Origin of the sequence: Streptomyces sp. CB02959 (assembly GCF_002803155.1) — a bacterium.
Taxonomy (GTDB): Bacteria; Actinomycetota; Actinomycetes; order Streptomycetales; family Streptomycetaceae; genus Streptomyces.
In genome coordinates, this window is sequence record NZ_NNBP01000022.1 from 1 (window position 1) to 13,116 (window position 13,116).

Annotated in this window: 10 protein-coding genes; 7 read left to right on the forward strand and 3 right to left on the reverse strand. The window is 72.4% G+C overall.

Going from position 1 to position 13,116, the window contains the following annotated elements; genetic code table 11:
* Positions 1-309 precede the first annotated feature (309 nt).
* The 3 genes from CG747_RS30655 (at position 310) to CG747_RS30665 (ending at position 5,576) form a co-directional block, all read left to right on the forward strand.
* Positions 310-1,593, forward strand: coding sequence for an LCP family protein (locus tag CG747_RS30655; RefSeq protein ID WP_100605113.1), 1,284 nt, complete (start codon positions 310-312; stop codon positions 1,591-1,593).
* Positions 1,594-1,837: 244 nt separating this feature from the next.
* Positions 1,838-3,592: an LCP family protein gene (locus tag CG747_RS30660; protein ID WP_100605114.1), complete on the forward strand. Its 1,755-nt coding sequence runs from the start codon at positions 1,838-1,840 to the stop codon at positions 3,590-3,592.
* 148 nt (positions 3,593-3,740) lie between these two features.
* Complete coding sequence (locus CG747_RS30665; RefSeq protein ID WP_100605115.1) at positions 3,741-5,576, forward strand: LCP family protein; 1,836 nt, start codon at positions 3,741-3,743, stop codon at positions 5,574-5,576.
* 45 nt (positions 5,577-5,621) lie between these two features.
* On the opposite strand, the gene CG747_RS30670 is transcribed toward CG747_RS30665, so the two are convergent.
* A complete protein-coding gene (locus CG747_RS30670; RefSeq protein ID WP_100605116.1) occupies positions 5,622-6,647 on the reverse strand; it encodes a glycosyltransferase family 2 protein in 1,026 nt (341 codons plus the stop codon).
* A gap of 410 nt (positions 6,648-7,057) precedes the next feature.
* On the opposite strand from CG747_RS30670, the gene CG747_RS30675 reads away from it, so the two are divergent.
* From CG747_RS30675 to CG747_RS50770, 3 genes are read left to right on the forward strand one after another with little or no spacing between them, the layout of a single operon-like run.
* On the forward strand, positions 7,058-8,425 hold the full coding sequence (locus CG747_RS30675) for an LCP family protein (protein ID WP_180985767.1): 1,368 nt from the start codon (positions 7,058-7,060) through the stop codon (positions 8,423-8,425).
* Positions 8,422-8,874: a hypothetical protein gene (locus CG747_RS30680; RefSeq protein WP_100605118.1), complete on the forward strand. Its 453-nt coding sequence runs from the start codon at positions 8,422-8,424 to the stop codon at positions 8,872-8,874. Before CG747_RS30675 ends, CG747_RS30680 begins: the two co-directional genes overlap by 4 nt.
* Before the next feature lie 46 nt (positions 8,875-8,920).
* The gene (locus CG747_RS50770) at positions 8,921-9,523 is read left to right on the forward strand and encodes a VanZ family protein (protein WP_100605119.1); all 603 of its coding nucleotides are present in this window, start codon (positions 8,921-8,923) and stop codon (positions 9,521-9,523) included.
* 33 nt (positions 9,524-9,556) lie between these two features.
* Here the strand turns inward: CG747_RS50770 and CG747_RS30690 are convergent, their stop codons facing one another.
* Positions 9,557-10,111, reverse strand: coding sequence for an acyl-CoA thioesterase (locus CG747_RS30690; protein WP_100605120.1), 555 nt, complete (start codon positions 10,109-10,111; stop codon positions 9,557-9,559).
* Positions 10,112-10,394: 283 nt separating this feature from the next.
* Here CG747_RS30690 and CG747_RS30695 point away from each other — a divergent pair, with 283 nt between their 5' ends.
* Positions 10,395-11,672, forward strand: coding sequence for an LCP family protein (locus tag CG747_RS30695; RefSeq protein WP_100605121.1), 1,278 nt, complete (start codon positions 10,395-10,397; stop codon positions 11,670-11,672).
* Between the two features lie 73 nt (positions 11,673-11,745).
* Here CG747_RS30695 and CG747_RS30700 read toward each other — a convergent pair whose 3' ends face one another.
* Complete coding sequence (locus tag CG747_RS30700; protein WP_100605122.1) at positions 11,746-12,918, reverse strand: acyl-CoA dehydrogenase family protein; 1,173 nt, start codon at positions 12,916-12,918, stop codon at positions 11,746-11,748.
* Positions 12,919-13,116 lie beyond the last annotated feature (198 nt).

Here is a 13,116-nt window from a genome sequence, read left to right on the forward strand (position 1 = left end):
TGGCCCCGCCGCTCACGCGGCGGGGCCAGAACCCCAAGATCTTCATGAGCCTTCTAGGGCGTGTCCACCCCTGGCCCGGCCCGTCCGCCGGGCGGGCCGGGAGGCCGCCGGGACCGGTGCGGGGGCGCCGGCTCCCCCGTCCGGCCGAGGGGATTCCCGCCGGACGGGCCGGTCCGGCCGCGTGGGGCCATGCTCGGTGTACGTACGCCCGGTGCGTACGTACTCCCCGGCGCGGGGTCCGGCGGTCTCCTCCCCGGCGGCGCCCGGCGCGGGGGCGTGCCGCCGGCTCCCTGAGGGAGGGACGCACCCGTGACCGAGAGCCCCGACACCCCGCCCGGCCGCCGGCGTCCTTCCGAGGGCGGTGGGCGGGGAGCGCCGGGCTCCGGTCGGCGGGCGCGGTTCCGGGGCTGGGCGGAGCGGCCCACCGGGCTGCTGGCCACCGACCGGCCGGGCCCACCGCGGGTCCCGGCGCCGCCGCACCGCCGCTGGCTGCGGACCGCCGCGCTGGCGCTGACCGTCGCCGTGCTGGCCTCGGCCGGGTTGGGGTGGGCCGTCTGGACCCGGCTCAACGGCAATATCCGTTCGGACAGCGCCACCGAGCGGGAGTTGGAGAAGTACGAGTCGGAGCGGCCGCCGGCGGGTCCGCCGAACGCGCAGGACATCCTGCTGATCGGCTCCGACAACCGCGGTGGCGACAACGGCGAGTACGGCGAGGACAGCGGCACCCAGCGTTCGGACACCACGATCCTGCTGCACCTGGCGGCCGACCGGAAGAGCGCGACCGCGGTCAGCATTCCGCGGGACCTGATGGTGCCCGTGCCGCACTGCAAGCGCGCCGACGGAAACGAGTCGGCGCCGCAGACGGTGCAGTTCAACTGGGCGTTCGCGTTCGGCGGCGCGGCGTGCGCGATCCGCACGGTGGAGCAGATGACCCGGGTCCGGATCGACCACCACGTGATCGTGGACTTCACCGGTTTCAAGAACATGGTGGACGCGGTGCACGGTGTGCAGGTGTGCCTGCCGCAGCCCATCAAGGACGACGAGGCGCACGTGGCGCTGCCGGCCGGCCGGCAGACGTTGGACGGCGAGGCCGCGCTCGGATTCGTACGGGCCCGCAAGAGCCTGGGGAACGGCAGTGACACCCAGCGTATGGAGCGGCAGCAGCAGTTCCTCGCCGCTTTGGTGAAGAAAGTGCAGAGCAATGGTGTGCTGCTCAATCCGATGCGGCTGTATCCGGTGATGGATGCCGCGACGAGTTCACTGACCACTGATGCCGGGCTGGCTTCCCTCCGGGGTTTGTACGAATTGGTCCGCAGCATGCGCGGCATTCCCACCGCACAGGTGCAGTTCCTGACCGTGCCGCGTACCGCGTACCGCTACGACCCGAATCGCGATGAGCTGGTGCAGCCGGACGCGGACCGGCTCTTCGGGCGGCTGCGCAACGATCAGCCGGTGGCGGTGGTGCCGCAGCCGCCCGCCGAGGCCGCGGACGGCAAGGCGGCGGGCCGCGGGCGGAGCGGCCGACCGGCGCCCGCCGCGAGTTCGGCGCCGACCTTTCCCGGGACCACCGCGGAACACGGCTCCTGCGAATAAAAACGCCGCACAGTACGCCGGTGAGCCGTGAAGGGAATGGGCGGATTGCCCAGTTGTAGGGAAGTGGAATGTGTCACGGGCGTCGCCCGACACTGAACTGGGCGGATAGTGTGAGCGATCCGGTCCGCCCGACCAGCTGGCCGATGACCGTTGACCCAGTAACCGACCACTTTCCGCACTATCGACCGACCGAGCGCCTTGAGGGGATGGCGCCGCGTGGTACCGACGGAGGACTCAAGGCACCGTGGACGCGCAAGGCCGTGGGCAGGCGGGCGACGACAACGTCGACCCCGCCGATCAGTGGGTGTTCGATCCGGACACCGGCAACTACGAGTTGCGGCTCGACCCGGCAGGTCAGGGCCCGGCTCGGCCCGCCGACCGCAAGGCGCCCGGCAGACGTGCCGCGCGGAAGGCCGGCGCGAGGGGCGACGACACCGACACCCGTCCGCTGCCCGTCCAGCGGGACGGCCGGAAGGACGACGACGAGCCCGCTTCGGGCGGCCGGGCGGCGCGCCGGGCCGCGGACCGCGCCGGGTCCGCCGCGGCGGCGGCCGGCAGCGCGGCGAGCCGCCGCAAGCCCAAGCCGAAGAAGTCGGCGAAGCGGAAGGCCCTGTACTGGACGTCCGGTGTGGTGGGCTTCGTGCTCGTCGCCGGCTGCGGTACCGCGTTCGTCATCTACGAGCAGCTCGACGGCAACATCAAGAAGGTCGACGTCGGCGAGGAGAACTCCGCGGTCACCGACGGCCCGGTGAACCTCCTGGTCATCGGCACCGACGCGCGCACCGGCAAGGGCGACTCGGGGTACGGCGACTCGGGCAGCGTCGGGCACGCGGACACCACGATCCTGATGCACGTCTCCAAGGACCGGACCAACGCCACCGCGCTGAGCATCCCGCGGGACCTGATCACCGACATCCCCGACTGCCCGACGAAGCAGCCGGACGGCTCGACGAAGGTCATTCCGGGGCAGCAGCAGGTGCGGTTCAACACCAGCCTGGGCCAGGAGGGCCGGGACCCGGGCTGCACCTGGCGGACCGTCGAGAAGCTGACCGGGGTGAAGGTCAACCACTTCATGATGGCGGACTTCAACGCCGTCAAGGACCTGTCCAACGCGGTGGACGGCGTCGAGGTCTGCGCGGGCAAGGACATCGACGACCCCAAGTCGCACCTGAAGCTGACGGCCGGTCGGCACGTCGTCAAGGGCGAGCAGGCGCTGGCGTTCGTCCGGACCCGGCACGCGGTGGGCACCGGCAGCGATCTGAGCCGGATTCAGCTCCAGCAGCAGTTCGTCGGTTCGCTGATCCGCAAGCTGAAGTCCAGCGCGTTCAGCAGTCCCGGCAAGCTGCTGGACGTCGCGCAGGCGGCGACCAAGGCGCTGACCGTGGACACCGGTATCGGCAGCGCCTCGAAGCTGATGGACTTCGGCAACGACCTGAAGCAGGTCGACCTCAACAAGATCACCTTCGCCACCGTCCCGGTGCTGGACAACCCGCGGGACAAGGCCACCGTCATACTGGACACGGGCAAGGCCGTTCCGCTGTTCAAGATGGTGCAGCAGGACCACACGCTGTCCAAGGGGGCCTCGAAGGGCGGCAAGAAGACCGCACCGGTCAAGAAGGCCCCGGCCGAGCTGGTCCGGGTCGATGTCACCAACGGGGGCGGGCCGTTCGGCTCGGCCCAGGAGACCGTGGACTGGTTGCAGAACACCAAGGGCGCGCGGCTCTCCACCAACGCCGGCAACGCCCCGGAGAAGCTCGCCGCGACGCGTCTGGAGTACGCGCCGAACCAGGCCGACCAGGCCGCCACGCTGGCCGATTGGATGGGTCTGCCCAAGAGCGCGTTGAAGCAGACCGGCACGGACGCCGGTCCGCGGGTCCCGATGAAGCTGGTGCTCGGCAAGGACTTCACCGCCCCGGGTTCACCGATCGAGGCGCCGACCGAAACCCCGGACGGGGTTCAGCACGTCAATGCAGATGACAAGAACATCTGCGCGAAGTAATCCGGCGGGCCCGGCAGGGCCGTCCAGCGGGGAGTGCGGCGTCGGCCGCCCCGGTTGAGCCGGTGCGCGCACCGGGCGCTCCAGTGGAGCCGGTGCGTGCGCCGGGGGACACCGAGCGCACCGGATCGGACGACTGGGAGAGGGCCGAATGCCGCAGAGCGGTGTGCGCGGTGAGGGGCAGCGCGGGGGACGTCGGGAGCCGGAGCCGGAGCCGGAGCCGCAGCCGTTGGGCTGGACGGGCGGCGGCTTCGCGGACAAGGGGCTGCCCCCGGACGCGCCGGGCTGGGCGCCGGACGGGGGGTCGGGCCCCGCGGCTCCCGACGACGACGGGGGCCCGCCCGGCGACGAACCGGCCGGGCACCGCGCCGACGGCCCTCCGCGTCGCCGCAAGGGCGGTAAGGCCGGTGAAGCCGATAAGGCTGGTGAAGGCAAGGCCGGTGAAGCCGATGAAGCCGGTAAGGCCGGTGAAGGCAAGGCCGGCAAGGCCGGTAAGGGGGGCAAGGGCCGCCGGGCGCTGCGCTGGACCGCGCTGGGCCTGGGCCTGCTCCTGGTGGCCGGGGCGACCGGCGGCTACCTCTACTACCAGCACCTGAACGCCAACCTCCGCAAGGACGCGCTGGACCTCGGTCCGGGCGGGCTGAAGAAGCCGGAGCCCAACGCGTTCGGGCAGACGCCGATGAACATCCTGCTGGTGGGCTCGGACGGCCGGAACAGCGAGAAGAACATCGAGCTGGGCGGGGCCCGCCAGGACGCGGACCGCAAACCGCTGGCGGACGTCCAGATGCTGCTGCACGTCAGCGCCGACCGCAGCAACATGTCGGTGATCTCCGTTCCGCGGGACACCCGGGTGGCCATCCCGCAGTGCACCGACCCCAAGGACGGCCACGTCTACCCGGAGACCACCGCCGCCATCAACGAGTCGCTCCAGCACGGCGGTCCGGGCTGCACCGTCGCCACCTGGAAGGAGCTGACCGGCATCTACATCGACCACTTCATGATGGTCGACTTCGCCGGGGTGGTGGACATGGCCGACGCGGTCGGCGGGGTACCGGTCTGCGTCGACCGGAACGTCTACTCGCACGACAGCAAGGGCCACGGCAGCGGACTGAAGCTGACCAAGGGCACCCACTCCGTGCAGGGCGTCCAGGCGCTCCAGTGGCTGCGCACCCGTTACGGCTTCGAGGACAACACCGACATCGGCCGGGCCAAGGCCCAGCACATGTACATGAACTCGATGATCCGTCAGCTCAAGAAGGGCACCAAGCTCACCGACCCGGTGCAGCTGCGGGACCTGGCGGAGGCCGCGACCAGCGCGCTCACCGTCGACGAGGGGCTGGGCTCGGTCAAGAAGCTCTACGACCTGGGCGGTGACCTCCAGCGGGTGCCGACCAAGCGCACCACGATGGTCACCATGCCGTGGCAGTACGGCCCCGGGGAGGAGTACGTGCTGCCCAAGCCCGGTGACGCGGAGGCCACCTTCGCGATGCTGCGCAACGACGTCGCACTGGACGGCAAGGACGCCAAGAAGAAGCCGGAGCCGGAGACCGGGCCGTCCACTCCCAAGGGCAAGCTGGACGTCATCGTCCAGAACGGCACCGAGGGTTCGCGCGGCCCGGCCGCCGGCCGTGCGGGCGACCTCCAAGGCCGGCTGGCCGCACTCGGCTACACCGGCGCGCGCACGGACTCCCGGCTCACCAGCCAGGCCGACACCACCCTCGTCTACAAGGACGCCGCCCAGCGCGGCGACGCCCTGGCGCTCGCCAAGGCGCTGGGGCTGCCCGGTGGCGCGGTGCGGCAGTCGTCCTCGGCCGGCACGATGCGGCTGGTGGTCGGCAACGACTGGCGGACCGGCACGGACTACCCGGCGTCGTCCGGCGGGGGCGGCGGGGCGGACGCGCACCAGGCTCCGAAGAGCGCGGACCCGCTGAACGCGGAGAAGGACTCCTCGGCCTGCATGAAGGTCAATCCGCACTACACGTTCTGACGTGCCCGGCGGGGTGCGCGCCGGTGGGACGCGCACCCCGGGCGGCTACTCCGCGGCCGGGGCCGGCACGGCGGGTCGCCGGCTGGCGATGACCTTGCGCGCGAGGGAGCGCGGGCTGGTGAGGAAGCCGACGCCCCAGGCCATGTGCATGGTCGCCAGGGCGAGCGGGATCTGGGCGCGGGCCTTCAGGGAGAGGCCCTTGCCGGCCGGCAGCGAGCCCGCGGTGATCGCGGCCAGGTAGCCGGCCGGGACGACGAGGCCCCAGGGCGTGACGGCCGCGCCGACGACCAGGCCCGCCGCGATGGCGCAGACCGCGGTCGGCGGGGCGAGGTAGCGCAGGTTGATCGACCCGGAGTGGTAGCGGGCGACGACGTGCCGCCACTTCCCGTAGTTCTTGTACTGCGTGGCCAGCGCCTTGATGCTGGGCCGCGGGCGGTACTGGACCTTCAGCTCCGGCGAGAACCAGATCTGCCCGCCGGCCTCCCGGATGCGGAAGTTCAGCTCCCAGTCCTGGGCGCGGATGAACTCCTCGTTGTAGCCGCCCTGCTGCTCCAGCACCTCGCGGCGGAAGACGCCGAGGTAGACCGTGTCGGCCGGGCCGGCCGCGCCGCCGGTGTGGAAGGCGGCGTTGCCGACGCCGATCTTCGAGGTCATGGCGGCGGCCACCGCGTCCTCCCAGGCGTTCTCGCCCTCGGCGTGCATGATGCCGCCGACGTTGGCCGCGCCGGTCTCCGCAAGGAGGCGCACGGCGGTGGCGATGTAGTTCGGCGAGAGCATGCCGTGGCCGTCGACGCGGACGACGACGGGGTGCCGGGACGCCTTGATCGCGGCGTTCAGGGCGGCGGGGGTGCGGCCCGTGGGGTTGGGGACGGTGTGCACCCGGGGGTCCTCGCGGACCAGTTCCGCGGCGATCTCGTCGGTGCGGTCCGTGGAGGGGCCGAGGGCGATCACCACCTCCATCTCGCCGGCGTACTCCTGGGCCAGGATGTGCCGGACCGCATTGCGCAGGTGACGTTCCTCGTTGAGCACCGGCATGATCACAGAGACGGCCGGGAGCTGCTGCTGGGGCATGGTTCCTCGGGGGTACGGCCCGCGGCGAGCCGCCATGGGGGGCGGCAGCGCCCGCCGGCAGACTGCGGTATTCCGCCTCACGGTACCGCGAACGGGGGACTCCGTCGGACGGCAACCGGGTGGCCGGGCGGCAGCTGCCCGGTGTGTGGCGTTTTGATGCAGATCATATCGGCTTACGGTGACCCGGTCCGTTCCGTGACGGACCCTGTCGGACTCCGCCGGACTCCGTACCGCGTCCGCCCGCGCACCGGCCGGGCCCGTCCGCCCGGCTCCGCCGTCCCTGTCCCCGTCCACCGCGGAGGTGGCCCGTGACCGCGCCGTCCCCCTCCCCCCGCACCGTCCCGGGCCGGCGCCCCCGCCGGTCCCGGTGGCGCCGCCCGCGCCGGCGTCCCCAGGGGGCGCGCTGGGGGGTGCGGATCAGCACCGCGGCGACCGCCCTGCTGCTGTCCGCGAGCGGGGTGGGGCACGCCATGGTCACCGGCGTCGAGACCGGGATCAGCCGGGTGGACGCCTTCCAGGGCATCAGCGACCGGCCCGGCGGCGGCGCCGGGCTGACCTTCCTGGTCGTCGGCACCGACGGCCGGGACAAGCTGACCGACGAGGAGAAGCGGAAGTACCACCTGGGCGGCGACCCCTGCCACTGCACCGACACCCTGATGCTGGTGCACCTCTCTGCCGACCGGAGCCGCGCCAGCGTCGTCAGCCTCCCCCGCGACTCGTACGCCGAGGTGCCCGCCCACCAGGACGCCGACGGCCGGCGCCACCCCCGGCACGCGCTCAAGCTGAACGCCGCCTACGCCGAGGGCGGCCCCAACCTGACCGTGCGCACCGTCGAGCACATGACCGGGGTGCAGATCGACCACTACCTGGAGGTCGACTTCACCAGCTTCATGCGGACCGTGGACGCGGTCGGCGGGGTGGAGGTGTGCACGGTACGGCCGCTCAAGGACCGCTACTCGGGGCTGGACCTGCCGGCCGGCACCTCGCTGCTGGGCGGCGGCCAGGCGCTCCAGTACGTCCGCTCGCGCCACGTCGACGCCTCCGCCGACCTGGGCCGGATGCAGCGCCAGCAGCGGTTCCTGGCGGCGCTGCTGGACCGGATCACCTCGTCCGGGGTGCTGATGAACCCGGTCCGCTTCAAGGAGGTGGCGGACGCCATGCTCCGGTCGGTACGGGCCGACGACGGGTTCGGGGCGGGCGACCTGGCCGACCTGGCCGAGGCGATGCGCGGCTTCGGCCCGGCCTCGTCGGAGTTCGCCTCGGTGCCGCTGCGCGGTGAGGCCGAGAACGTGCCGGGGCTGGGCTCGACGGTGCGCTGGGACCCGGTCCAGGCGCCGAAGCTGTTCCGGGCGCTGCGCGAGGACCGGCCGTTCGCGCTCCGCCCGGAGCCGAAGGCGGCGCCCGCCCCGGTCGTGGACGTCCCGCCGGAACAGGTCAGGGTGCAGGTGGAGAACGGCACCGGACGGCCCGGCCTGGCCGCCCGCGTCAGCCGGGAGCTCCACGGCGCCGGATTCGCCACCGACGCCCCCGGTGACACCGCGCACGGCACCGCACCGCACACGGTGCTCTCCTACGACCCCCGCTGGGACCGTTCGGCGCGCTCCCTGGCCGCGGCGCTGCCCGGGGTCCGGCTGCGGCCGGCGGCCGGGCAGGGGCCGGTGATGCGGGTGACCGTCGGGACGGACTTCCGGGCGGTGCGGCCGGTGCGGGCCGAGGAGCCGGCGCCGGCGCCCGGCGCCCTCGCCGCGATGACCGGCGACCAAGCGGTGTGTCGATGACCGTCCCCGCTCCCCGCCGGACCGCGCCGGGACCGCCGCCGGCCGGTTCGGGCCGGCGGCACCGTGCCGGCCGGACCGCCGCCGCGGTCGCGGTGCTGGGGCTGGTCGCGGCCACCGCGGCGGCGGCCCCCGCGGCCCCGGCCGCGCCGACCGGCTGCGGCGTCCTGGTCCGCGGCCTGCTGTGCCTGCGCGGCCCGGTCGGCGCCCCGGGCACCTACACCCTCGTCTACCGGCGGGACGAGCCGATGCTCGGCGAGCTCACCGTCCGGCTCGGCTACCAGCGCAAGAACTCCCGGATCACGGCGTTCCCCGGCTGGTTCGGCACCGGGCGGACGCGGGGCGGCACGCTCCGGCTGAGCGGGCGGGTGGAGATGCCGGCGGACGAGTGCATCCGGGGCGTCATGGAGCACACCGCGACGGTCTTCGTCACCAAGTGGAGCTGCGGCTGACGCCGGGCCGCCCGGTGTCCGGTGTCCGGAAAGGTGGGTGCGGAGCATGTGGCAGGCCGTCCTGGTCATCACCCCGACCACGGTGGTGCTCTTCCTGCTCGGGGCCCTGGCGCTGGCCCTGGGCCTGGCGCTGTGGGCGGTCCGGGCCCCGCACCGGCGGGCCCCGCGCACCACGGCCCAGGTGCTGCTGGCGGTCTGGCTGCTGCTGATGCTGGTGGTCACCCTCGCCCCCGTCCAGCCGGTCGGCTCCGGCGACGCGACGTTCTGGTGGCGTCCGGGCGAGGGCCTGTTCGAGCTGGGCGCCCAGCTGGAGCCGGGCCAGGTGGCGCTGCTGGTACGGCGGCAGATCGCCGGCACCGCGCTCTTCGTCCCGGTGCCGCTGCTGCTGCGGTTCGCATCGCCCCGCTGGTCGGCGGCCGGCGCGTTCCTGCTCGGGGTGGGGCTGAGCGTCGCCATCGAGGCGGGTCAGCTGCTGATGCGGGCGGGCCGGGTGGCCGACATCGACGACGTGCTGTGTGCGGCCGCCGGGACGGTCACCGGTGCGGCGCTGGCGCTGCTGGCGAAGACGGCGGCGGCGGTGCTGCACCGCCGGGCGCTGCCCCGCCGGGCGGTCCGGGCCGCGGCGGCTCCCGCGCCCGAGGAGGCGTGAGGGGGCGCCGCGGCCGGGCGGGCGGGCGGGCGGTCAGGCGTCGTCGAGTCCCTCGGCGGCGCGCCGCTCGCGCAGTTCCCTGATGGCGCGGCGGCGGGCCAGCCGGTGCGTCCGGCGGATCTGGGCCTCCTGGTAGCGGCGCCTGTCGCGTTCGGTCTCGGGGACGACCGGCGGCACCGTGCGGGGCTTGCCGTGCTCGTCGACGGCGGCGAAGACGAGGTAGGCGGAGCCGACCTGCTGGGCGGGGGTGGACTCGTTCCAGCGCTCGGCCAGGACCCGGACGCCGATCTCCATGGAGGACCGGCCGGTCCAGTTGACCTGGGCCTTGACGTGGACGAGGTCGCCGACCCGGACCGGCTCCAGGAAGACCATCTCGTCCATGGACGCGGTGACCGCGGGGCCGCCGGAGTGCCGGCCGGCGACCGCGCCCGCGGCGTCGTCGACCAGTTTCATGATCACGCCGCCGTGCACCGTACCGAGGAGGTTGGTGTCGCCTGCGGTCATGATGTGCGACAGCGTGGTGCGGGAGACGGAGGTGGGCTTGCCCGCCGGGGCGTCCTCCGGACTGCTGGTGACGAGATCGGTCATGCGCACCAGCGTAAGCCGGTCCCGTACGGGACCGTACGGCGCGGGCGGCGGAACGGCCCGGGGCGGCGTGACGCAGGTCTCGGCACCGGCGTGAGATGCCTCTCCCCTCCCCCGCCAGAAACCATCCGGAATGAATGCTTCCGACGATGGCGCCCGGATCGTCGGCCCCTTCGCGGTATGGCCCGTTAGGGGCCCGCCGCTTTGCATCAGCTCTGCAACAGCCGCGGCCCGATCCCGCACCCGCCCTGTAAAGCACCCCCTCGCGGCATGCACACTTCCCTCTATGAATGAGTGGCCCCAAGGACGGTCCGGCGACCAGAACGGCAACCGGTACGGACGCGGCAGCGGCAGCGCCCAGCCGGAGGGTGCGCGCGCCATGCCTCAGGTACGGCGCGACGCAGGCCCCGGCTACCAGCGGAACGAGCCCCCGCTTCCGCCCTCGCTCTCGCCGCGCGGCGGCAGCGTGCCGCCGCAGCAGTCCCGGAGCCACGACGACGGCTACAACACCGGCCAGGTCTACGGCGGGGGCGGCGGCCGGGGCCGGGGCGGCGGCGACGGCTACGACGCCCGGCCGCGCCCGCGCTGGGGCCGCCGCATCAAGTGGGCGCTGATCACCCTGGTCGTGGTGGTGCTGGTCGCCTCCATCGGCACCTACTTCTGGGCGGACGGCAAGCTGCGCCGCGAGGTGGACCTGAGCAAGGTGATCGACCGCCCCGCGACCGGTGACGGCACCAACTACCTCATCGTCGGCACGGACAGCCGTGAGGGCATGACCGACGAGATGAAGAAGCAGCTGCACACCGGCGGCCCCACCGACGGCGGGCGCACCGACTCGATGCTGATCCTGCACGACGGCAGCAACGGCCCGACGCTGATATCCCTGCCCCGTGACTCCAACGTCGAGGTCCCGTCGTACGTGGGCTCGACCTCCGGCAAGAAGTACCCGGCGACCGGGCGGCACACCAAGCTGAACGCGACCTACGCCGAGGACGGCCCGGACCTGCTGGTCCGCACGATCGAGTCCAACACCCACCTGCACATCGACCACTACGTCGAGATCGGGTTCGCCGGCTTCGCCAACATCGTCGACGCGCTCGGCGGCGTGGAGATGAACATCCCCCAGGCGTTCAAGGACAAGGACTCCGGCGCCGACTTCAAGGCCGGCACCCAGACCCTCACCGGCGCCCAGGCGCTCGCCTTCGTCCGGACCCGGCACGCCTTCGCCTCGCAGGACCTCCAGCGCACCAAGAACCAGCAGAAGTTCCTGGCCGCCGTCGCCAAGCAGGCGGCCACGCCGGGCACCGTCCTCAACCCCTTCAAGCTCTACCCGACGCTGGGCGCCGGCCTGGACACGCTGAAGGTGGACAAGGACATGAGCCTGTGGGACCTGGGCCAGATGTTCTTCGCGATGAAGGACGTCAGCAGCGGCAACGGCAAGTCCATGAACATGCCGATCTCCGGCAGCACCGGCGGCAACCTGGTCTGGGACCAGTCCAAGCTCAAGCAGCTCGTCCAGCAGCTCAACAACGACGAGCAGGTCACCGTCACCAGCAACAACTGACCGGACCGGCCACCTACGAGGACGGGCCCCGACCGCGGTGCGGTCGGGGCCCGTCCTCGTAGGGCGGAACGCCTTACGGCAGGTTCCGCGCCATCACGATCCGCTGCACCTGGTTGGTGCCCTCGTAGATCTGGGTGATCTTGGCGTCCCGCATCATCCGCTCCAGCGGGTAGTCGCGGGTGTAGCCGTAGCCGCCGAGCAGCTGGACGGCGTCGGTGGTGATCTCCATGGCGGCGTCGGAGGCGTAGCACTTCGCCGCGGCGCCGAAGAAGGTCAGGTCCTCGCCCTTGGCCCCGGCCGAGACGCGCTCGGAGCGGGCCGCGGCCGCGTAGGTCAGCTGACGGGCCGCCTCCAGCTTCATGGCCATGTCGGCCAGCATGAACTGGACGCCCTGGAAGTCGCCGATCGGCTTGCCGAACTGCTTGCGCTCCTGGACGTAGCCCTTGGCGTAGTCCAGGGCGCCCTGGGCGATGCCGAGCGCCTGGGCCGCGATGGTGATGCGGGTGTGGTCCAGGGTCTTCATGGCGGTGGCGAAGCCGGTGCCCTCCGCGCCGATCATGCGGTCGGCGGGGATGCGGACGTTGTCGAGGTAGACCTCGCGGGTCGGGGAGCCCTTGATGCCGAGCTTCTTCTCCGGGGCGCCGAAGGAGACGCCCTCGTCGCCCTTCTCGACGACGAACGCCGATATGCCCTTGGACCGCTTCTCCGGGTCGGTGACGGCCATCACGGTGTAGTACTCCGACACCCCGGCGTTGGTGATCCACCGCTTCACGCCGTTGAGGACGTAGTGGTCGCCGTCACGGACCGCCTTGGTCTTCATCCCCGCCGCGTCGGAACCGGCGTCCGGCTCGCTGAGGCAGTACGAGAACATCGCGTCGCCCTTGGCGAGCGGACCCAGGTACTTCTTCTTCAGCTCCTCGCCGCCGGAGAGGATCACCGGGAGCGAGCCGAGCTTGTTGACGGCCGGGATCAGGGACGACGAGGCGCAGACCCGGGCGACCTCCTCGATGACGATCACGGTCGCCAGCGCGTCGGCACCGGCGCCGCCGTAGGACTCCGGTACGTGCACGGCGTGCAGATCGCTGGCCACCAGCGCGTCGAGCGCCTCCTGCGGGAAGCGGGCCTCCTCGTCCACCGCGGCGGCGAACGGCGCGATCTTCGCCTCGGCGAGCGAGCGCACCGACTCGCGGAGCATGTCGTGCTCCTCGGACGGCCGGTACAGATCGAAATCAGCGGTTCCCGCCAAGGTTTCTCACTCCCCTGTGAGGTGTCGGTAGTGCTAACTACCGTTAAGTAACCCTTACTGAGAAGGGATTCTAGGTCCGATACCGGGCCGCGGATAGGTGAGGTTGCCTACAGTCCCCCCATGGGGCGTACGGCGGTCGGGAAGGGCGCCTTCCGCACGCGGATATGCTCGGTCGGACCTTTTTCCGCCAGACGTCTG